The sequence below is a fragment of the Aureibaculum koreense genome, from assembly GCF_034296135.1.
Taxonomy (GTDB): Bacteria; Bacteroidota; Bacteroidia; order Flavobacteriales; family Flavobacteriaceae; genus Aureibaculum.
Map to the genome: position 1 here is coordinate 102,753 of NZ_JAXKVV010000003.1, position 21,390 is coordinate 124,142.

The 21,390-nt window shown below is 32.8% G+C and carries 19 protein-coding genes and 1 tRNA gene; 8 read left to right on the top strand and 12 right to left on the bottom strand.

Annotation, left to right across the window (positions count from 1 at the left end; translation table 11 throughout):
* Positions 1-84 precede the first annotated feature (84 nt).
* The 4 genes from UMM65_RS04235 to UMM65_RS04250 all read left to right on the top strand — a co-directional run bounded on the left by UMM65_RS04235 (position 85) and on the right by UMM65_RS04250 (position 3,291).
* Positions 85-684 (top strand): LOG family protein, encoded by a 600-nt coding sequence (locus tag UMM65_RS04235; protein ID WP_321975234.1) that lies wholly within the window; start codon positions 85-87, stop codon positions 682-684.
* The gene (folP, locus tag UMM65_RS04240) at positions 681-1,505 is read left to right on the top strand and encodes a dihydropteroate synthase (RefSeq protein WP_321975235.1); all 825 of its coding nucleotides are present in this window, start codon (positions 681-683) and stop codon (positions 1,503-1,505) included. The genes UMM65_RS04235 and folP overlap by 4 nt, the downstream gene beginning before the upstream one ends.
* A 194-nt stretch (positions 1,506-1,699) precedes the next feature.
* Positions 1,700-2,272 carry an ExbD/TolR family protein gene (locus UMM65_RS04245; RefSeq protein WP_321975236.1) on the top strand — a complete coding sequence of 191 codons (573 nt, stop codon included), beginning with the start codon at positions 1,700-1,702 and terminating at the stop codon, positions 2,270-2,272.
* A 224-nt stretch (positions 2,273-2,496) separates the two neighbouring features.
* Positions 2,497-3,291 carry a diadenylate cyclase gene (locus tag UMM65_RS04250; protein WP_321975237.1) on the top strand — a complete coding sequence of 265 codons (795 nt, stop codon included), beginning with the start codon at positions 2,497-2,499 and terminating at the stop codon, positions 3,289-3,291.
* Between the two features lie 126 nt (positions 3,292-3,417).
* On the opposite strand, the gene UMM65_RS04255 is transcribed toward UMM65_RS04250, so the two are convergent.
* Positions 3,418-5,184, bottom strand: coding sequence for an ABC transporter ATP-binding protein (locus tag UMM65_RS04255; RefSeq protein ID WP_321975238.1), 1,767 nt, complete (start codon positions 5,182-5,184; stop codon positions 3,418-3,420).
* Positions 5,185-5,937, bottom strand: coding sequence for a tRNA pseudouridine(38-40) synthase TruA (truA, locus tag UMM65_RS04260; RefSeq protein ID WP_321975239.1), 753 nt, complete (start codon positions 5,935-5,937; stop codon positions 5,185-5,187).
* Positions 5,938-6,006: 69 nt separating this feature from the next.
* Between truA and UMM65_RS04265 the strand changes: the two genes are divergently transcribed.
* The gene (locus tag UMM65_RS04265) at positions 6,007-6,504 is read left to right on the top strand and encodes a metallophosphoesterase family protein (RefSeq protein ID WP_321975240.1); all 498 of its coding nucleotides are present in this window, start codon (positions 6,007-6,009) and stop codon (positions 6,502-6,504) included.
* On the opposite strand, the gene UMM65_RS04270 is transcribed toward UMM65_RS04265, so the two are convergent.
* The 4 genes from UMM65_RS04270 to UMM65_RS04285 form a co-directional block, all read right to left on the bottom strand.
* Positions 6,501-8,303, bottom strand: a complete 1,803-nt coding sequence (locus UMM65_RS04270) for a tetratricopeptide repeat-containing sensor histidine kinase (protein WP_321975241.1) — start codon at positions 8,301-8,303, stop codon at positions 6,501-6,503. The two genes, UMM65_RS04265 and UMM65_RS04270, sit on opposite strands and share 4 nt — an antisense overlap.
* A 37-nt stretch (positions 8,304-8,340) precedes the next feature.
* Positions 8,341-9,027 carry a response regulator transcription factor gene (locus tag UMM65_RS04275; RefSeq protein ID WP_321975242.1) on the bottom strand — a complete coding sequence of 229 codons (687 nt, stop codon included), beginning with the start codon at positions 9,025-9,027 and terminating at the stop codon, positions 8,341-8,343.
* Between the two features lie 133 nt (positions 9,028-9,160).
* Positions 9,161-9,547, bottom strand: a complete 387-nt coding sequence (locus tag UMM65_RS04280) for a hypothetical protein (protein ID WP_321975244.1) — start codon at positions 9,545-9,547, stop codon at positions 9,161-9,163.
* Between the two features lie 516 nt (positions 9,548-10,063).
* Positions 10,064-10,498 carry a DUF4293 domain-containing protein gene (locus UMM65_RS04285; protein WP_321975245.1) on the bottom strand — a complete coding sequence of 145 codons (435 nt, stop codon included), beginning with the start codon at positions 10,496-10,498 and terminating at the stop codon, positions 10,064-10,066.
* Positions 10,499-10,717: 219 nt separating this feature from the next.
* Here UMM65_RS04285 and rho point away from each other — a divergent pair, with 219 nt between their 5' ends.
* From rho to UMM65_RS04300, 3 genes are all read left to right on the top strand, one after another.
* Positions 10,718-12,334, top strand: a complete 1,617-nt coding sequence (gene rho, locus UMM65_RS04290; protein WP_321975246.1) for a transcription termination factor Rho — start codon at positions 10,718-10,720, stop codon at positions 12,332-12,334.
* 148 nt (positions 12,335-12,482) lie between these two features.
* Positions 12,483-12,555 (top strand) — tRNA-Met (locus UMM65_RS04295).
* Between the two features lie 238 nt (positions 12,556-12,793).
* Positions 12,794-13,312, top strand: coding sequence for a pyridoxamine 5'-phosphate oxidase family protein (locus UMM65_RS04300; protein WP_321975247.1), 519 nt, complete (start codon positions 12,794-12,796; stop codon positions 13,310-13,312).
* An 85-nt stretch (positions 13,313-13,397) separates the two neighbouring features.
* Here UMM65_RS04300 and UMM65_RS04305 read toward each other — a convergent pair whose 3' ends face one another.
* The 6 genes from UMM65_RS04305 to UMM65_RS04330 form a co-directional block, all read right to left on the bottom strand.
* Positions 13,398-14,294 carry a mechanosensitive ion channel family protein gene (locus UMM65_RS04305; RefSeq protein WP_321975248.1) on the bottom strand — a complete coding sequence of 299 codons (897 nt, stop codon included), beginning with the start codon at positions 14,292-14,294 and terminating at the stop codon, positions 13,398-13,400.
* A gap of 1 nt (position 14,295) precedes the next feature.
* On the bottom strand, positions 14,296-15,702 hold the full coding sequence (locus UMM65_RS04310; RefSeq protein ID WP_321975249.1) for an SLC13 family permease: 1,407 nt from the start codon (positions 15,700-15,702) through the stop codon (positions 14,296-14,298).
* Entirely contained in the window at positions 15,675-16,112 is a 438-nt protein-coding gene (locus tag UMM65_RS04315) for an SLC13 family permease (protein WP_321975250.1), read from the bottom strand. The genes UMM65_RS04310 and UMM65_RS04315 overlap by 28 nt, the downstream gene beginning before the upstream one ends.
* A 196-nt stretch (positions 16,113-16,308) precedes the next feature.
* Positions 16,309-17,982, bottom strand: coding sequence for an alpha-amylase family glycosyl hydrolase (locus tag UMM65_RS04320; RefSeq protein WP_321975251.1), 1,674 nt, complete (start codon positions 17,980-17,982; stop codon positions 16,309-16,311).
* Between the two features lie 365 nt (positions 17,983-18,347).
* Positions 18,348-20,222 (bottom strand): alpha-amylase family glycosyl hydrolase, encoded by a 1,875-nt coding sequence (locus tag UMM65_RS04325; protein ID WP_321975252.1) that lies wholly within the window; start codon positions 20,220-20,222, stop codon positions 18,348-18,350.
* An 8-nt stretch (positions 20,223-20,230) separates the two neighbouring features.
* Positions 20,231-21,361: an alpha/beta hydrolase gene (locus tag UMM65_RS04330; protein ID WP_321975253.1), complete on the bottom strand. Its 1,131-nt coding sequence runs from the start codon at positions 21,359-21,361 to the stop codon at positions 20,231-20,233.
* Positions 21,362-21,390: the final 29 nt, after the last annotated feature.

The following is a 21,390-nucleotide window of genomic DNA, read 5'->3' on the forward strand; positions in this document are numbered from 1 at the left end:
TTAATAAGTTATTAAGTTAACCGTCATTTTAACGCGTAGAATTTCAAAATATATAATTTATTACCTTTGAACAAATTCAAAAATATGAAGAGAATAGCCGTTTTTTGCGGATCGAGTATTGGTCACAGTTCTATTTATGCCGATGAAGCCAATAAACTAGGTGTTTATATGGCAAAAAACAATATCGGTTTGGTTTATGGCGGTGGTAAAATTGGCATGATGGGCGTAATTGCAGATGCTGTAATGGAAAACAAAGGCGAAGTAATTGGTGTTATTCCACATTTATTGAGACATGAGGAAGTTGCCCATGCGGCTATTACTAAAATGTATTTTTCCAAGAAAATGTCAAAACGTAAAGTAAAAATAAGTCGTTTGGTTGATGGATATATTGCGATGCCTGGAGGATTTGGCACTTTAGATGAAATTTTTGAGGTACTTACTCTTGGTCAATTAGGCATTGAAACCAAACCCATCGGAATTTTAAACACTAATGGTTATTTTGATCACACTTTACAACAATTAGATGTAATGGTAAAAGAGGGATTTTTAAAACAGGAAAATAAAAATATGCTTTTAATCAGTGATAAAGTTGAAGAATTAATTAAAATAATGGATAATTATAAAGCACCTAAAATGACCAAGGTAATCAACAAAATTGTTAAAGCTAATATCCTAAATAAATGAATATAAACTGCAAAGGCAAACTTATTGATTTATCTACCCCGAAGGTAATGGGAATTTTAAACATGACCCCAGATTCTTTTTACGATGGTGGAACTTTAAAGAGCGATAGAGACGTTATTGGCAGAACAGAGAAAATGCTCACGGAAGGTGCTACTTTTATTGACGTTGGTGGATATTCTTCAAAGCCCAATGCAAAAGATGTGAGTGAAGTTGAAGAATCACAAAGAGTGATTCCCATTATTAAATTGTTGGTCAAAAATTTTCCTGAAATATTGGTTTCTATTGATACGTTTAGGAGCGTAGTTGCTAAAAAGGCAATAGAAGCTGGAGCGTCTATGGTCAATGACATTTCTGCTGGTAACTTAGATGAAAATATGTTTACAACGGTCAGAAATTTACAAGTCCCTTATATAATTATGCACATGCAAGGCACACCAAAAACCATGCAGATTGACCCAACTTATGCTGATGTTACCAAAGACATTGTCTATTATTTCTCCGACAAACTAAATACGTTGCGAAAACTAGGGCTTAATGATATAATTATTGATGTTGGCTTTGGGTTTGGAAAAACCTTAGAACAAAATTATGAGTTGCTGAATAATCTTGAACTATTTAAAAATTTAGAAGTCCCCATACTAGCTGGAGTTTCCCGCAAATCTATGCTCTATAATCTATTAGGCACAACACCTCAAAAAGCATTAAATGCGACTACCGTGGCAAACACAATTGCTGTATTATATGGTAGCAATATTTTGCGAGTGCATGATGTGAACGAAGCCTTGGAGGCTATCAAAGTTGTTGAAGCACTCCGTGAATAAAACTATACCCTAATAAACATTTCGGCACTATTTTTGTTAATATTTTGTTAACCTTTCCTTATTCCTCACCCAGAAATATGTAGAAAATGTATTTCTGACCTCTCCAAAGGAGAGGTAAGTCAGCACCTTAAACAAGGTTGTTTCGTCGAGGAAACAATTAGATTAAATTGAATTTAACCTCTAAAACTACAATTATGAGCGAAAGGAACAACCCCGAAATCAATGCCGGATCTATGGCAGACATTGCATTTTTATTATTAATCTTCTTTTTAGTTACGACTACTATGGATACCGAAATTGGTATTTATAAAAAATTACCAGAAAAACAAACTGATATTTCAAGAATTAATGTGAATGAAAAAAATGTGTTGGAAATTAACCTGAATGCTAATGATGAAATTCTCATTGAAGGAGATCAAACTATTGATATTAGAGAACTTAAACAAATAGTTGTCGATTTTATAGATAATGGAGCCGGAACAAATGCTAACGGCGAGAAATGTACTTGGTGCAACGGTAAAAAAAATGAGACCTCATCAGATCATCCTGAAAAAGCAATGATTCAATTTCAAACACAGCGAAATTCAACCTATTCAATATATATTTCAGTACAAAATGAAATCTTAAGTGCTTACGCGGAACTGAGAAATAAATTGTCACAATCTCTTTATGGAAAAAATTTTAATGAACTGAAAAACGAAATAGAAATTGATTTAGTCAGGAAAAGCTATCCGCAACTTTTAACCGAGGAGACCCCACTTAAATAGCTCTACATTATGGTTTCAAAGCCTTTTTTGCAATAAATATTCTAATAACATATGAGAGTGCTACAGGCATTTAAAATTGCTATTTAATGCTAGTGTTTTGGCTAATACCATGGCAATGACAATGGTATTAATAATGTTATCAGTTGAGGTAACGCCAAGCACACAATCAAATTTTAAATTTTAAATCTTCAATCTTTTTACTACATTTACCAAAACCTTATTTTTTGGATGCATTCAAATTTTTAGACCTTAGTATTTTAGATATTTTAGATATTGTCTTGGTTGCAATACTGCTCTATTATGTTTACAAACTAATTAGAGGCACTGTTGCTATCAACATTTTTTTGGGTATCGCTATCGTCTATTTGATTTGGAAACTAACCGTTGCCTTACAAATGGAACTGCTAAGTGATATTTTGGGCAAATTTTTAGGTGGCGGATTTATCGCGTTAATTATTGTATTTCAACAAGAAATAAGAAAGTTTTTATTAATGGTTGGCTCTACCAATTTTACAAGAAAAAAGGGTTTCTTAAAGAGATTCAAGCTATTCACCAATCTGCGTGGTACTGAAGACTTTATTACAACTGATGTTGACAGCATTATTAATTCTTGTGATGAAATGTCAAAGACCAAAACTGGTGCTTTGATTATTATTCAGCGAAACAACAATTTAGATTTGGTTAAACAAACTGGCGATAAAATGTACGCTGAGGTTAATAAGCCACTTTTAACCAGTATTTTTTATAAAAACAGTCCTTTACATGATGGTGCCGTTATTATTGAAGATAATTTTATTACCGCCACAAGAGTAATTTTACCTATTGAAAAAGACATTTCAATTCCCGCTCGTTTTGGACTAAGACACAGAGCCGCTTTAGGAATTACCATGCGTTCCGATGCTTTAGCTCTGGCTGTTTCTGAAGAAACTGGACAAATATCCTATATTAAAGATGGTGAGTTTATTTTATTTAATGACTTAAGCAGTTTAAAGGAAATGATTAAGGAGGATCTGGAATAATAGTTATGAGTTCGGAGTTTTGAGTTCAGAGTTTAAAAAACAAATTTCAAATAGCAAAATCCAAATTTCAACAAATCATTTTCATTCCTCTAGTAACTAATAACTCAATAACCATTAACTTAACAACTAACTCGCTTGAGCGGTTTCAAATTGGATTTCATATAATTTACTGTAATATCCTTTTTGTTTGAGCAATTCTTTATGTGTGCCTTGCTCTACAATTTTACCCTTTTCCATTACAATAATTTTATCCGCTTTTTTAATAGTTGCCAATCGGTGTGCGATAATTATTGAGGTTCTGTTTAAGGTTATTGTATTTGTTGCTTTTTGGATCAACCTTTCGGATTGTGCATCAATAGAAGAGGTCGCTTCATCTAAAACCAAAATTGCGGGTTTACTTACATATGCCCTTAGAAAAGCGATGAGCTGGCGTTGCCCAACGGATAACATACCTCCTCTTTCCTTTACATTATAATGGTAGTTATTTGGAAGTGTCATTATAAAATCATGAATACCAATTACTTTAGCCGCTTCCGTTACCTCTTCCAAACTAATATCCTTATTATTCAAGGTAATATTATTTAAAATAGAATCTGAAAACAGAAAAACATCTTGCAGCACCACACTTATTTGATTTCGTAATGATTCTAATTTGATTTTATTTAATTCTATGCCATCAATAGTGATACTACCTGAATTTATCCTATAAAACCTACTCAATAAATTGATTATTGTCGATTTTCCCGCTCCCGTAGCACCGACAACGGCAACGGTTTCGCCTTGTTTTACCTCAAAAGATATTCCTCGCAATACCGGCTCATCCTCAAGATATCTGAAGTGAACATCATCAAATTTAATATTACCTTTAAAGTGTTTAATTTCTAAAATTCCGGTATCAACCTCGGTAGCATTTTCGTCCAACACTACAAACACCCTTTCAGCGGCTACCATTCCCATTTGAAGGGTATTAAACTTGTCGGCGATTTGACGCAAAGGTCTGAAAAGCATATTGGTCATATAAATAAAACTTGTAATAACCCCAAAAGAAGTAGCTCCTTCAACCGCAGCGGTAAGTCCACCATACCAAACAATTACCGCCAATGTAAGTGAAGATAAAATTTCAACTACCGGAAAGAAAATAGAATAATACCAAATAGTTCTGATATGGGCTTTTTTATGTTTATCATTAATATTTAAGAATTTTTTATGTTCAATCTTTTCGCGAGTAAATAATTGCACGATTTTCATCCCTGAAATCCTTTCTTGAACAAAACTATTAAGATTGGATACTTGATCTCGTACATCTTGAAAAGTGCCTTTAATTTTTATTTGGAAAAGCTTAGTGGCATACACCATAATAGGTAAAACGGCCACTACAATCAATCCTAACCGCCAATTCATAACCATCATAATTATTATGACCACTAACATCTGCAACAAATCGCTTATAATTGGAAACAGACCTTGTCCAAAAATACTTGCAATGGTTTCAATATCGGAGACTACTCTTGTTACCAACTTGCCGACCGGTGTTTTATTAAAATATTGCATTCTAAATTTGAGCACCTTGTCAAACAGTTTTGCACGGATATCTTTTATAATATTTTGACCCAACCAGTTTGTGAAATATATAAACAAAAACTGAAATACAACCTCTAACAATAGTACCCCCAGCATTATTAAACTAAAAGTCAATAATAATTTGACTTCCTTACCGAGGATATATTCATCTACTATCCATTGCAACAAAATGGGTCTAGCTGCGGCTAGTGCCGCTAATAAAAGTACTGCAATTGTTGAAAATATAAATTGAGACCGATACGCCTTGGCATAAGACATTAACCTTCTAAAAATTTTAAAATCAAAAGCGTTACCTGTAACTTTGTTACTCATTTATAATTTATTTATTATAGATTTAGGGTAGTTAACTTCAGACAAAAACAAGCCTTGTGGTGGAGCTGAAACACCCGCTTTACGCCTATCTTCACTTTTGAGTATTTCAATAAAATCTTCTATTGATTTTTTACCGGAACCTACTTCAATTAAAGTACCCACAATTGCCCTAACCATATTTCTTAAAAACCTATCTGCTGTTATACAAAACGTCAATTCATTATTGATTTTCACCCATTTTGCATCCATAACTTTACAGTTATAAGTTCTAACGTCTGTTTTAGATTTAGAAAAACATTTAAAATTAGTATTTTCTAACAATATAGCTGCAGCTTGGTTCATTTTATTCAAATCAAGTTTTTTTTGATACAATTGCCAAGTAGTATCGATCAAAAAAGGATTTCTGCCCAACCAAATTCTATATTCATAACTTCTGCTAGTAGCACTAAATCTGGCATGTGCATCATCTTCTACACTAAAAACATTTTTTACCACGATATCTTCTGGCAAAAAAGCATTAATTTTTCTCGTTATATCTTCTCCATCTAAAATGCTGTCAACATCAAAATGGGCAAATAATTGCAGTGCGTGTACACCTGTATCTGTTCTTCCGGCACCAACAATGTCAACATCAATCCTTAAAATGGTTGAAAAGGCTTTTGTCAAAACTTCTTGAACCGAAATTGCATTGGGCTGTATTTGCCAACCATGATAATTTTTACCGTTATATGAAAGTTCAATAAAATACCTCAAGAAATATTATTTTTGCTAAAAAAGCAAAGATAGGTATTCCTAATTTTAACTCCCTAGTAATTATTGAAAATGAAAAAGATACTGTTACTTTCTGATACGCATAGTTATATTGATGACCAAATCTTAAAATTTGTAAAGCAAGCAGATGAAGTTTGGCATGCGGGCGATATTGGTGATGTAAATGTAAGTGACACCATTAAAAATTTAAAACCGCTTAGAGCAGTTTATGGCAATATTGACAATACTGAAATCAGAAAAGAATTCCCTTTAGATAATAGGTTTACCATTGAAAATGTGGATGTTTGGATTACCCATATTGGTGGCTATCCTAATAGGTACAATATCAGGATTAAAGAGGAGATTAAAAAAAATCCGCCAAGGATCTTTATTTCTGGACATTCGCATATTTTAAAAGTAATGAACGATAAAAAACTAAACCTTTTGCATTTCAATCCTGGAGCCGCTGGAAAACATGGGTTTCATAAAATTAGAACAATGTTACGGTTTGAAGTTGATGGTTCTAAAATTGAAAATCTAGAAGTTATTGAGCTAGGTAAAAAAGCTTAAATTATTGACCGTAAACCATTCGATTTTAACTGAATAGGCACTAAAATAAAAATACTGGTGCCTTTTCCTTTAGAGGATACTATATTAAAAATACCGTTCATTACCTTAACTCTGGCATTTATATGGCTTAAACCCAACCCATCTTTATTTTTTATGGTTTTAATATCAAAACCAATACCATCATCGCTCAATCTTACACTAAGCATATTATCTTCTCTATGCACTAACATTATGGTGGCATTTGAAGCTTTACTATGCTTTAGAATGTTATTGATCAATTCTTCAATAATATTATAAATTTTAATTTCAAAATCTTGATCGTACCTTTTTATACCTTTATCGTCACTACGCAATGTAATTTCAGAATTAGAATATTTTTGACAAAGGTCATGGACGGCAAAAGCCAACCCAAATTTTAGTAGTACCGATGAGATCAGTTCATGTGACAGATCTCTAATTTTAACGGAAGCCTCGTTAACGATACGTTGGGCTTTTGTTATTTCTTGAGGAGCACCTGTTTTTAACTGTGATTTAGTGGCTTGCAAATGTAAATTGGCGGATGATAACAAAGCACTAACACTATCGTGCAAAATTCCAGCTATTGATTTTCTTTCTTTTTCCTTGGCATCAATAGTTGCATTTATTATTCTAGTTTGTGTTTCATTTTCCAATTGCTCTATCTTGCTTTTCTGCTTTAGCCTATAGTTTCTATAAAAAATATAACCTAATATTATAAACGCCAATAAGGCTAATGCGGAGCCATAAAATAAAAATTGGGCTCTTAAACGCAACGATTTTTCCTCTTCTATTTTTTGAGCTTGTTTTGCAGCATTGTATTTAGCTTCAATTTCAGAAATATTTTCGGCAACACTTGCTTCGTTAATGCTATCGGTTAAATATGTAGCTTCTTCTAAATAACTGTATGCTTTTTCAAAGTCACCCAATTGTTCGTTGGTGTACGCCAAATTGTAAAGTGCATATTCCTGAACTTTTACAGCCCGTTCCGATTTTAATCTTTTAACGGCTTGGTAAGCTTTATAATAATTTTCCTTAGCTTTAACAAACTCTTCTTTATCATAATAAATACCCCCTAAATTCATTACCGCGGTTGCCAGCCCCACAGTATCTTTTTGTTTTTCTTTTATTTCGAACGATTTATTATAATAATCTTCTGCCAATTCCAGATCTGTTTCACTTGCGATAATGCCAAGATTATTATAACTAAAAGAAATGAAATTTTCAGTTTTAGCTGTAACCGGAAAACCCAACATTTTGGTGAAACTTATAACTGCACTATCCTTTACCTCTTTGTTATAATAGTTTTTGCCCAATGATAAATATGCATCTAAAATGTTTAGGGTATCTTTCAATACCAAGGCATTGTCCAAAACCTCTTTATAATATTCTATTGATTTATTATAATTTTGAGCCTCGTTAAATATCTTACCCAGATACTTTGCATATTTTATGTACAAAGCTTTTTGGGAAGTATTATCCGCTAATTCTGAAAATCCTTTTAAGAGCAGATTAATAGCCCTTTCGTGCTGATTAGTGTCATATAAAAACTTAGCTTTTAATAAATGTAAGTTTAATTTATTGCTATCTGATTTTAGATATTTTGAATTACTTTCTAATTTTTCAATATTACTTAGTGCCAGTTCGTATTCCTTATTCTGAAGATTTATTTCAATTACTTTTTCAAGAGGGTCGGTTTGCGGGTAAAGCCAAAAACCACTTAACATGCAAAAAATGAAAAGCACTATCTTATATTTAGCTATTTGGGTTTGAACCGGTAACATAATTGTTAAGCTTAGTTAGCTAAAAGTAGCAATACTATTATACTATTTCGTTTTTCATGGCGAAAATAGCCAAGCCAACCGTATTTTTTACGTTAACTTTCTTAATCAGGTTTTTACGATGTGTTTCAACTGTACTTTCGCTTATACCTAAAGTATCGCCAATTTCTCTTGTAGTATATTGTTGGGCGATAAGTTTCAATATCTGATATTCCCTTCTGGTCAATGAATTGATTAGCACACCTTCTGGGTTATCTGCTTTGTGCATCGGTTTGCCCATAAGTGTTTTCATCATTTTCTCTTTAACCTCATCACTAAAATATTGTTTGCCTTTATGAACTTCTCTAATAGCTTTAACGATATGTTCCCCCGCAGATTTTTTAGGGACAAAGCCCATAGCCCCCATGCCCAAAACTTCTTTTATCAGCTTTATATCATCATAACTTGACAGTATAATTATTTTAGGAACATCTTCCATGCCCTGAAATTTCTTAAGCACTTCCAGCCCATCTAAAATAGGCATATTAATGTCTAATACTAAAACATCCGATGAATTTTCTTCAAACCATTCTATAACCTGTTCGCCATTTAAAGAATATCCAACAACATCAATATCTCGTTCTAAACCAAGCACGGCCATAACGCCATCAATCAAGATTTGATGATCGTCTGCAATATGAACGGTAATCTTATCGTTTAAAAACTCTTTTAAATCTTCATCAACCATACTTAAAATAGGAGGTTTATTATTTATAGTATTAAACTGAATATATGGCTTTATATTGTGTGTGGTATATCATAAAATGATAAAAAAAAATCCGAAGTAAAACTTCGGATTTAAATAATAGATAATTGGTAAACTATTCCATTAATTTTTTTGGTTTGCCTTTTCTAATTCTTCTTGCAGGTGCGTCATCTTCATTTGAAGCTACATCAAAATTACTTTCAAAAAAATTATTAAAATCAACACTTGATGTACTAAAAGTTATAGTGTGCGTAACGATTTTATTCGAAAAACCATTTTCAACCAAATTGATATGTGTTTGGTTGTCAACAACATTTGAGGTTACGATAGTGTTAGCATTAACCGCGAAAGTAATTTTATGATTACCATCAATTGTTTCAATTACAGGATAAGATTGTAATAATGTGCCGTCAATGTCTTTTAAAATAGTTGTTTTGTTTGTACTGTTGGTAAAAGATGCCAATACCAAAACAGCACTCAGTGCGAGTACTAATTTTCTCATGATAGGGGATTTTAGAGTTATTAATTAAATTTTTAATGTCAAGATCTATAACTTATAGTGTAATTGGGTATTTTAAAAACTACCCAAAAACCACTAGTTTTTATTTAAAAATATAAAAATTGACATTTTGTGAGTGTAATATAATAAAAAATTGTTAATAAGTAAGCTAAAAATTGTTAACAATTTAATTATTAATGTTGTAAAAATTTGTTTATCAACAATTTAAGTAGTTGTAAAAAAAAATTACCGAATAAAGTCAACAAAACAAATAATTAGTATATTAGTACCAGAGAAAAGAAAACTCCTATTATAAATGGTGAGTGGTTTTAACCTCTCTCCTTTCTCCCCTTTCTTTTCTCCCCTTATTACAAGGAGTATTTATTATATATAAGTGTTTAGCGACAACGAAATACTCCAATTAGATACAGTCACGCTTTTAGTGTGACTGTTTTTTTATACAAAAAAAGCTTACCGTTTCCGATAAGCTTTTCGCACAATATAACTAAGATGTTAGGTCTATCGCAATCTATCTACAGATTTTACAAGGTCTTCATCCTTCTTAATAGCTTTGTTCGCAATGGCTAGCAAAACAATAACCACAATAGGTAAAAATGCCCCAATACCCTTCTCAGAAACTTGACTTTCTCCAGATAAAGTTAGTAGATGATAAATCAACACACCTAATAAAATAAAATTTACCAGAATGTTTAAACGATTTACAACAAACTGATTTTTTCTTTTTTTAAACATAAAAACACTTACAATACTCAATAGCCCAGATATTATAAATAATATAGGGATTATTTTTAAAGTAAGGTCGTTCTCGTTAAATAAATCTAAAGCATAATAAGTATTGCCAACTTTATTAGCCCATAAATTAAACGTATGTATTAGACCTAACGAGCATACAGCCGCAAAAAGCAAATACAGTGATTGAATACGTTGAATCATGTTTTTTAATTAAAATAACTTTGCAAAAATAAGTTAAACTTTTTAAGAAATAAACTTATATATTAAATTTAATTTGTATAATTGCATCACAAATACCGCATATTGTAGATTTTCTTCTTTTTGCAATATTCATTAATTTTAAAATATCATACAATTTATTTTACAACTCTTAGTTATAGGAAGTTCCTTCTTTATATTAATTAATTACATTACTATTCAATGTTTGAAATCGAATCTTTAAAAGAGAAAAAATTACCCGAATTACACGAAATTGCCGAAAAAATAGGTGTGCCAAAATACAAACAACTCAAAAAGTTGGATTTAGTTTACCAAATTTTAGATGTTCAGGCTACAAAACCAGTAGCTTCAGAGCCAATAACAGAGCGTAAACCTGCTAACAAAAAACCACGTAAGCGAATTGGGAAACCCGTACCTGTTAAACCTCTACATAACGACGCAAATGAAGCTGAACCTCAATCTCCTGTAACTGAAAAATCAGAGAAAATAAATAAACCTGAACCAAAATCATCTCCTAAGAAAGTAGAAAAAGATGACACCGTTGCAGAAGATAAAACTAAAGAGAATAAGCCAAAAAACCATAGAAACTCTCGTAAAGAACATAATCAAAATGGTTCTAATCAAAGAAATTCCAATAAGCAAAGTAAACCACAGCCTGGGGTAAACAGAAGACAGGGAAAATATAGAGATCCTGATTTTGAATTTGACGGCATAATTGAAAGCGAAGGTGTATTGGAAATTATGCAAGATGGCTATGGGTTTTTAAGATCATCAGATTATAATTACCTATCATCACCTGATGATATCTATGTTTCGCAATCACAAATTAAATTATTTGGTTTAAAAACCGGCGATACGGTAAGAGGGATTGTACGTCCTCCAAAAGAAGGCGAAAAATATTTTCCACTGATCAGGGTTTCATTAATAAACGGATTAAACCCTAGTATTGTTAGAGATAGAGTTGCATTTGAACATCTTACACCTTTATTTCCCAAAGAAAAATTTAATCTCGCAGAAAAAGGAAGCTCAACATCTACTAGGATAATCGATTTATTTTCACCAATAGGTAAAGGACAAAGAGGTATGATCGTATCTCAACCCAAGACCGGTAAAACAATGTTACTAAAGGATATTGCCAATGCTATTGCCGCAAATCATCCTGAAGTTTATCAAATTGTTCTGTTAATTGATGAAAGACCCGAAGAGGTAACAGATATGCAACGTAACGTAAAAGGGGAAGTTGTTGCTTCTACCTTTGATGAACCTGCCGAAAAGCATGTTAGAGTTGCCAATATAGTCTTAGACAAAGCAAAAAGACTAGTTGAGTGCGGACATGATGTTGTTGTTTTATTAGATTCAATAACACGTTTGGCAAGAGCTTACAACACTGTTGCTCCAGCCTCCGGAAAAATATTATCTGGTGGTATTGACGCTAATGCCCTGCACAAGCCTAAACGATTTTTTGGAGCGGCCCGTAAAATTGAAAATGGTGGGTCTTTAACCATTATTGCAACTGCGTTGACCGATACTGGTTCTAAAATGGACGAAGTAATCTTTGAAGAGTTTAAAGGTACAGGTAACATGGAATTACAGCTAGATAGAAATATTGCTAACCGTAGAATTTACCCTGCTGTTGACTTGGTAAAATCAAGTACTCGTAGAGACGATTTATTGTTAGATGAAAAAACCGTACAGCGTATGTGGGTTATGCGTAAATATTTAGCGGATATGAACCCTATTGAAGCAATGGAATTTATTAGCGAAAAAATTAAATTCTCTAAAAACAATCAAGAGTTTTTAATTTCAATGAACGGTTAAACTTCTCTACCTTCGGCATCTCCCATTAAGGGAGTATTTAAAAATAACTAACTCAAGTAATTAAAAGTCAAGCATTTCTTTGTTTGACTTTTTTTTGTGTAAAATAATTTTCTAATGAATTAAAAATATGTATCTTTGCCGTCCATATCGCGGGGTAGAGCAGTAGGTAGCTCGTTGGGCTCATAACCCAAAGGTCGCTGGTTCGAGTCCAGTCCCCGCTACTAGCAATAAAAGCTCCCAAGAAATTGGGAGCTTTTTCTTTACAAAACATTCAACTTTTTTTAAACTTTTCTTAATTACGTCAACCAATCTTAAATAAAACTCCAATAACATTTAATCAATAATAATAGCATTACAATCTTTTAACTTGAGGAACCTTTCTGAGTTAATTTTAATTTCAAAAACATTAATATCTCTGCACCTATTTTATCATATTTATTGAAACTTAAAAATATAATTATGGACAATACACAAACTTTAAGCCGAGATGAAAAAATAAATAAAATCAGTAGTATAGTTAGAGACAATCCCGTTTGTATGATGGCAACAAACTTGCAGAAAACACCTTTTTCTGTTTACCCGATGACAACATTAGAATTAGATGATAAAGGTGACCTCATCTTTTTTACCAGCAAAAAAGCTTCTCCTTTTAAGGAAATAGAAAAGGACAACCGTGTTCAGCTACTTTACGCAAATCATGATAAGCAAGATTATTTATCGGTATTCGCACATGCTACACATATTTTAGATGATGTGAAATTAGAGAAGTTATGGAAACCTATTATGAACAACTGGTTTGATGGCAAGCACGATCCTAATCTAGTAATTTTATCAGTAAGTATTGTAAGTGCCGACTATTGGATTACCGAAAATAATATTTGGGATTCCTATCTTCAAACGGATAATGTAGGTTCAGGAGAATCAGGTTCTATAAACTTACAAAACTATGGAGATGTGGCATATAAGGCTGAAAAATAAACTAAAAAAAAAATTAATTGGTATACTTTTTATTATAATAGAAAAGCCGAAGAATAAATGCCTTGGGCTTTTCTATTATTTAAAATTATTTTTTCTGTGTTTTATCTGTTTCAATTTGCAAATTATTTTTCCCAAAATCCAACGTTCTGATGGGGAAAGGAATATTTATATTTTCTTCGTTGAACTTGCTTCTTATAAGTTTTATGGCTTTATGCCTCGCATCGTGTTCTTGTTTACTTTTTGTCATGTCAATCCAAAATCTTACCATAAAATTAATGGAACTATCGCCAAATTCGGTAAAGAAAAATTCTACTTCTTCATTCCCTTTTTGTTCAAAACTGCCTCCAATTAATTTTACAACCATGTTTTCAACCGTTTGTAAATCGCATTCGTAACCGACACCGCATGTTACTGTAATTCTAGTTCTTTCAGTGAGGGAATAATTGGTAAAAGAATCAGTAACAAATTTAGAGTTTGGAATAATAACATAATTATTATCTGGTTTTCTTAACACAATATTTCTCAAACTAATTTCTGACACAAAGCCAGACATATCATTGGTTTCTATGTAATCGTTAATACGAATTCTTGGCATAAATGAAAGTACCACACCACCAACGGTATTACTTAATGTACCTTGCAAGGCCAAGCCCACTGCCAGACCAACAACGCCCGCACCTGCCAGAATACTTGTCAAAACTTTATCTAGCTCTAGCACACCAAGTGCAATAAAAAATCCGATCATCACTATGGTCAGAAAAATAGTTTTCGCAATTATATCTTGAATAGAAACCTGACTAATTTTGTTCAACAAATATTTTCTGGAAAGGTTACGAATGCCTTTGGCTAAAAAATAAAATGCTATTATCACAATTATTGCCATTGCGATATTTGGCAACTTGAGTATGACGGCATCTAACCAACCATCTAATTTGTCCCATAATTTACTTATTGCTTCTTCTATAGAAAATTTTGTCGTCATTTTAATAATATTTAGTTAATAATAATGTGGCTGTTATCCATAAAATTAAGGACAACAAACCTCCAATTAAAAAAAAGTGTTTGAATTTATAGTCGCCAATACCATAAACTAAGGTATTGGTCTGATACCCAACGGGTGTAAAAAAACTGAAATTAGCTGCAAACATAATTGCCAAAATAAATGCTTTAAAATCCATATTAAGACCTTGTGCCACAGATATAGCAATGGGTGTCATTATTATGGCAGTTGCGTTATTGCTTATTACACCGCTCATAACCATAGTTGCCAAAAAAAGCGTACCTATAACCATTATTTTAGACTGACCTGACAAAAAGCCCAGTAGTTTTTCGGAAATCCAGGTATCAGCTCCGCTATTGTGCATTGCTATTCCTAGCGGAATCATACCAGCCAACAAGAAAAATATTTGCCAATTCACCTTTTTATAAACATTGTTCAGGTCTAAGGTGTTGGTAAGTAGCAACACAGCAACACCGGTTAAGGCACTTACTAAAATAGTAAGTATGCCCGTTGCAGCCAATGTTATAACTCCTAGCAATACAATTAAAGAAAAATATTTTTTAAAAGGCTTAACCACTTGTAAAGACTCCAGTTCTTTTAAAACCACAATGTTTTCAATTTCTTCTAAAGACTGAACATTTTCCCTTTCCAGTTGCACCAACAATCTATCGCCTGCTTCTAAAGTAATATTATCTTTATTTCTATCTAAGAACAACCTTTCGTTTATATTGAAAGTTTTTCGCTTTTTTATGGCAATGGGAATTGCATCTGTAATCATAAAGTTATATAATTCACCTATTTTTTTTCCTAATAACAAGGCTCCAGGTAACATTAGCAATTCTACAAATACTTTATCGTCATCTTTAGGTTTTTCTGTGTTATCATTTAGTTTTTCACCATTTCTTTGAATAAATTTTTCTTGATGAATGGTTAAGTGTTTCGAATCGTTAAGCTTTGTTAAATTTTCTAAATCGGTAGTTATCAAAAGCTCATCGTTTTCCTTTAAAGTGATATATTTACCTGGTGAGTTATGTGCTTTTTTATTTCTGGTCAATTTTAACAATGAGATGTCCTCCTCATTATAAATAAAAGTTTCGTCAATAGTTTTTCCTATTAAATCTGAATCTTTGTTTATTTTTATTTGGGTTATATAACTGTTGATTTTATAATCTTCGCTGAAGTTTTTTTGTTTGTCCCAAGGTAACCAGCGTATAATTATGGTAAGATAGATAATCGATATTCCTAAAAAAATCAGTCCCAACATAGAAAATTCAAAAAAACCTAATCTGGTTGCCCCTAAATCAATAGCTACAGAGTTTACCAAAAGATTTGTAGAAGTACCCATTAACGTACACGAGCCTCCTAAAATACCAGCAAAAGAAATAGGCAACAACAATTTAGATTGCGAAATATTATATTTTTCGGAGAGTGATTTATTATCTTAATAAATACAATTACAACAGCGGTAGTACTTATAAAAGCCGAAATACCAGCGGTTACCATCATAAAAATAGGTGCCATAAAATAAAGTGGTAATGATTTTACCCTGCTCATACCAGAAGTGAGCCAATTAATAACTCCATTTTCTTCCATAGCAATGGCTAATATCATTAATGCCAATACCGCAATGGTAGCACTATTGGAAAAACCGCTAATAGCCTCTTCTGGTGTAACCAGACTTGAAAGCACTAAAGAAACTATAATAAAAAACGCTATTTTATCAACAGAAAAAATCTCGAAGGCAAACAGCACCACCGTAATCAATAAAATAACAAATACTAAAATAATTTCTGTTGCCATTTTTTATTGTTGACATGAAAAGATAAAACAAAACTGTTACTCTTGAAACTGTGATATTATTTCAATTTTTCCATATTATGTATAATTGACTAAGTTAGGAAAATGATAGACTCTAACAAAACGAATATACTTTACCTTAAAAAACAGATTAGCTTAAACAATAAAATTTTTAACGGAAAAAAGTATTTGGTTAATTTTAATCTTGTACCAGATTTTGTTCCAATAAAACAATTTCATTATTAGAATCAATAATTACCTTACCATTCTCAACTTTAACAATTTGATTTGAATAGGCATCTTTTAATTCAATGCCATCATCGAAAACAGACGAGACTTCCATTACTTTTTTTCCATTTTTAAGACCCAAACCAATGATAACTTTATCGGTATAATTTCCTTTAGCAAAAGTTCTAGAAAATACATAAGGATAATCTGATATTTTTTGATGACGACCCGCACCCACAGCTGGATGATGATTTCTGAATTTGCCTAGTTTTTGCCAATGGGTTAAGACTTCTTTGGTTTCTGAACTATTTTGAATAGAATCCCAATTCATAAAAGAACGTAGGGTGGCGTCACCTTGAGTGCCCTCAATTGTTAAATCACGAGCTGATTCATCGCCGTAATAGGTTTGTGAAGCACCAGGAGTTAATAACAAAGTCGTGGCTGTTTGATAAGGTCTAGTCCTTTCAGCGTCAAATGGCCGACCATCATCATGTGACGTTAAATAATTTAAAACACTGTGCCCTTTTAAGTTCGTGTTCAACAGTGAATCGTATTTTACAAAAATGCTATCGTAGGTTTTTGTGGCGTCATATTTTATTTCAAAGTTGATTAATGCATTAAAACTATCGTCAAAATAATTAACTTTTTTATCGCCAAAATCAAAAAATTTACCGCCACTTATACCGTAATTATATACTTCACCAACCAAATAAAAATTATTGTCGTCCAACACTTTTTCAGGATGGTTTTTCTTCCATTCGGCAAAAGCAAAATCACATTCGGTTCTGAATTCTTGCCAAACGCTTTCTTCGGTATGTTTAACCGTATCTACACGGTAGCCATCTATACCAAATTCGGTAATATAATCCGTTAACCATTTTATGATGTAAAACCTTGGTGCTCTTGGATAACCTGTCCGTTTAAAAAAAGCATCTAATTCAGCTACTTCTTGTTCGTAACGTCCTTCTTTTTTCCATTTTTCGACCAATTGTGGCGGTAAATCAACTTCTTCGTCACTTTCGGTCTTGATGTCTGGAAGGTTTTCAACCAAGGTACAAGCAATGGTACTTTCGTAATCTTGATAGGTGCACGCTGGTTCTGTTCGCACCCATTCCGAAGGCCAAACAGGGTCTTTTTCAGTAACTGGTCCAGTATGATTTATCACCGCATCCAATAAAATTCTAATACCGTTTTTATGAGCGGTTTCCACCAATTCCTTTACATCTTCTTTTGTGCCGAAATTTGGGTCAATAGCCGTCCAATCTTTTGTCCAATAGCCATGAAATCCGTAGGTTACACCTGTGCCTTCGTCTGTACCACCGTGAATTTGTTCTACAATGGGTGTCATCCAAATAGCGTTAATACCTAATTCAGTAAAGTATCCTTCATTAATTTTTTGAGTTACACCTTTAATATCGCCCCCTTTAAAGCCTCTTAATTTTGCAGTTTCTTTGGTGCGATCAAAGTTGATATCGTTCGTTGTGTCACCATTATTAAAGCGATCTGTCAACAGGAAATAAAGGTTGGCAGATTCCCAGACAAATGGGATTTCTGGCCGTATTGTTTCTACATCTTTATTTTCTTTTTTATCTGTACAGTTAAAAAGTAGTATGGCCAATAAAATTGGGAATAGGTATTTTTTCATTTTTTTATGATTTTAAATTTTGGGTGGATTTAGTGATTCGCGTAAACACCCCCAAGGTCCCCTCATGGGGACAATATATGCGATTAAATTTGTAATATATTTTTTAACTTTCTTCCAACTTTAAAAATATAAGTATTTTTCATATAATTTTTTTACCATGAGTGTTGTCCCCTTGAGGGGACACCTTGGGTGTGTTCATGCAATCTTCAATCCTTCAACAAAACTAATTCTTCAACTTTTTGCTCAATTACCAAAAAACTACCCCGTCCTAAAAAATCCTCCTAAAATTTAAACTAGCGTTAGGCATCCCTCCCTGCCCGACAAAGGCAGACGGGCTTGAAAAAAGGAGAGGAATTTTACTGTTATCATTCTAATTTTAGGATAACAGATTCCAACGTATCTAACTCAATCCTTATATAACCAACACCATCTCTAACTTCTAAAGTAGGTTTATGTTTATGATATATTTGATCTTCGGTTGAGTATGAGCCATCTTTTAAATTCCATTTTTCAATGACATCTTTTGGGATTTGCAAATCAAATCCGTAGTGATTACTGTCGTTGAAATTAGAAACGATAATTAGTTTATCATCACCCCTCCAACGCACAAAAGAATACACTTTGTCGTTATACCATTCCGTATGTTCTCTGTTATGATGGTGTATATCTTGATACTCGCCCATCAAAGCAGAATTCTTGATTGTGAAGTTTAACAATCGCTTATAAAAATCACGTAATGCTTTTTCTTCAGGTGTGGATTGCCCTCCGTCAAATTTTTTATCATTAACCCAACGTTGTAAATGAGGAACACCAACATAATCAAAAATGGAAGTTCGTGATGGGCTACCGAATCCTGCATGTTCAGCTCCGGGTTCACCCAATTCTTGACCAAAATACACCAATGTTGGTGATGAGCTTATTGTTGCAGAAACCACCATTGCAGGTTTACCTTTTTCAGCATTTCCAGCAAATTCAGGACTAGCAATTCGTTGCTCATCATGATTTTCTAAAAAGTGCAACATATTATGCTCTATATCATGTTTCCAGTTTTGAATTCCTGAAATGTGATCCGTTGAACCATGCCCTTGCATAATGTTTTTAATTGTATCATACAACTGAACTTTATCATATAAATAGTCCATTTTACCATTGCGGATATATTCTCGGTACAGATCTGGATTGTAAACCTCAGCCATTAAAAAAGCGTCCTTATTTTTCATTTTTATGTCAGAATTCATATAGCTCCAAAATTCGACTGGCACCATTTCAGCCATATCGTAACGGAATCCATCAACGCCCATTTCTATCCAATACAAAGCAATATCTTTAAATTTTACCCAAGAATTAGGTATTGTCTTGTCCTTCCAAAAATGGTAGTGTTTTTTATAATCTTCGTTTTCAAAACCCTCGGGCAACTCATTAAAATCTTTTCTACCATCTGGACTTACACCATAATTTATTTTTACCGTTTCGTACCAATCATTCATACCGGGTTGAGATGCCCTTGATCCGTTACCCGTCCATTTTGCCGGATATTCTTCAAACTTGCCATCAATTTTAGGGTTCTTTTCACCTCCCAACGGTTGATAACCATTTTTCCATTCTGGAACTTTAAATGCCTCACCCGTAACATAGTAAAAATTGTTGTTTACATCATAAACCACAGATTTAATATCTTTAGCACCAAAATCATCAACTCCTTTTGGGTTTGTTAACCCTTGATAATTTCTTGCTACGTGATTGGGAACGATATCGATAATTAATTTTAGTCCTGCGTTATGTGTCCGTTCAATCAGGGCTTTAAATTCTTCCAGTCTGTTCGCTGGATTTTCAGCTAAATCGGGATTCACATTATAATAGTCTTTAACTGCATACGGCGATCCCGCACGACCTTTCACCACATCAGGATCGTCGTTAGAAATTCCGAATTCTGTATAATCTCTAATGACATCATGGTGTGGGACACCAGTGTACCAGATATGTGTAATACCCAACTCTTTAATTTCTTTTAGGGCTTTATCCGTAAAGTCAATGAATTTTCCAACCCCATTTTCTTCAATAGTTCCCCAAGGTTTATTGGTAGTGTTGGTGTTGCCAAATAGGCGTGTAAAAACCTGATAAATTACTTTTTTATGGGCTTTATTTTCTACTTTCATATGTTGTTTTTCTTTCGTTTTCTTCTCTTTATTACACGCAAATAATAGTGAAACTACTAAAAAAAGATATAAATATTTCTTCATAATCTGTATTATTTATCAAATAGCCATAAAATGGCTTCTTCAAATTCGTTTCTCCATAGAGCTTCATTGTGTTTGCCGCCCAATACAATTTTTTTTATGAAATTTTTCTTTTTATAACCACTTTTTTTTAGGGTAGTTACTACTTTTTCCATGGCTTCAATAGCACTATTTCCTTCTTCGCTTCCCATTAAAAAATAAGCCTTAACCTTAGTGCCTTTACTTTGCTTTTTAGTAAAATCAATCACTTTGTCCGAAAACCAGAACGAAGGTGAAAACACACCAACTTTACCAAATGTTTTTGGATATTTTAATGCTCCATAATACGAAATCAATCCGCCCATAGAGCTTCCCATAATTGCAGTATGTTTACTTTGAGGTTTAGTTCTAAAACTACTATCTATTTTTGGTTTTAGTGTTTCTACAATAAATTTGATATAAGCATCTCCTTTTCCGCCACCATAGATTTTATTTTTCCAAGGGGAATATTCATCCATTCTGTGTTTTGAACCGTTATCAATACCAACCACAATCATTTTTAAATTTTTCTCTTTTGCCAATCTGTTCATTGTTTCGTCAACAGCCCATTCTCCAGCAAAAGCGGTAGCAGCATCAAACAAATTTTGTCCGTCCTGCATGTATAATACAGGGTATTTTTCTTTAGAAGTTTCATAATCAGGAGGTAAATACACCCAAATTCGTCGTTTCCTTTTGAGCTGTGGAATGTGCATCGCTTTGTAAAATAATTTTACATTTTCTGATGCCGTTGAATTTGGAACTTTCCCTTTCGACCAATTTTTTATCTCAATATTTACAGTGTCGTTCGGCATATTAAAAGTGTATTGACGATTTTCAATTTGATTAAAATTTTTTTCGGTTTCAACAGTCTCCCATGTACCTTTGGTAAACTTAAAATTGATTGTTCCTTCGTATTGTGGCAACGTGATAAAATAATGATTTTTTATTTGTTGGAGTTTATAATCTTTTTGACCACCTGTCCATCTTTCAAAGTCACCTGAAATATAGATGTCGGTTAAAACCGTATCGGCAGGAAACTTATTTACAACAAAAGTTACTTGAGTAAAAGATATGTTTGCTAAAAACAAAAATACCCAAGTTGATATGAACTTTACTTTGGTCATCTATTGATACTTCCTTTATCTATTTGAGT

Excerpts from the sequence above, each read along its gene's own strand:
- UMM65_RS04305 (WP_321975248.1), bottom strand. The coding sequence starts at position 14,294 with ATGACGACAAAATTTTCTATAGAAGAAGCAATAAGTAAATTATGGGAC.
- UMM65_RS04275 (WP_321975242.1), bottom strand. The coding sequence starts at position 9,027 with ATGGTTGATGAAGATTTAAAAGAGTTTTTAAACGATAAGATTACCGTT.
- UMM65_RS04315 (WP_321975250.1), bottom strand. The coding sequence starts at position 16,112 with ATGGCAACAGAAATTATTTTAGTATTTGTTATTTTATTGATTACGGTG.
- folP (WP_321975235.1), top strand. The coding sequence starts at position 681 with ATGAATATAAACTGCAAAGGCAAACTTATTGATTTATCTACCCCGAAG.
- rho (WP_321975246.1), top strand. The coding sequence starts at position 10,718 with ATGTTTGAAATCGAATCTTTAAAAGAGAAAAAATTACCCGAATTACAC.
- UMM65_RS04265 (WP_321975240.1), top strand. The coding sequence starts at position 6,007 with ATGAAAAAGATACTGTTACTTTCTGATACGCATAGTTATATTGATGAC.
- UMM65_RS04285 (WP_321975245.1), bottom strand. The coding sequence starts at position 10,498 with ATGATTCAACGTATTCAATCACTGTATTTGCTTTTTGCGGCTGTATGC.
- UMM65_RS04255 (WP_321975238.1), bottom strand. The coding sequence starts at position 5,184 with ATGAGTAACAAAGTTACAGGTAACGCTTTTGATTTTAAAATTTTTAGA.
- UMM65_RS04300 (WP_321975247.1), top strand. The coding sequence starts at position 12,794 with ATGGACAATACACAAACTTTAAGCCGAGATGAAAAAATAAATAAAATC.
- UMM65_RS04245 (WP_321975236.1), top strand. The coding sequence starts at position 1,700 with ATGAGCGAAAGGAACAACCCCGAAATCAATGCCGGATCTATGGCAGAC.
- UMM65_RS04325 (WP_321975252.1), bottom strand. The coding sequence starts at position 20,222 with ATGAAGAAATATTTATATCTTTTTTTAGTAGTTTCACTATTATTTGCG.
- UMM65_RS04235 (WP_321975234.1), top strand. The coding sequence starts at position 85 with ATGAAGAGAATAGCCGTTTTTTGCGGATCGAGTATTGGTCACAGTTCT.
- UMM65_RS04270 (WP_321975241.1), bottom strand. The coding sequence starts at position 8,303 with ATGTTACCGGTTCAAACCCAAATAGCTAAATATAAGATAGTGCTTTTC.
- UMM65_RS04330 (WP_321975253.1), bottom strand. The coding sequence starts at position 21,361 with ATGACCAAAGTAAAGTTCATATCAACTTGGGTATTTTTGTTTTTAGCA.
- UMM65_RS04280 (WP_321975244.1), bottom strand. The coding sequence starts at position 9,547 with ATGAGAAAATTAGTACTCGCACTGAGTGCTGTTTTGGTATTGGCATCT.
- UMM65_RS04320 (WP_321975251.1), bottom strand. The coding sequence starts at position 17,982 with ATGAAAAAATACCTATTCCCAATTTTATTGGCCATACTACTTTTTAAC.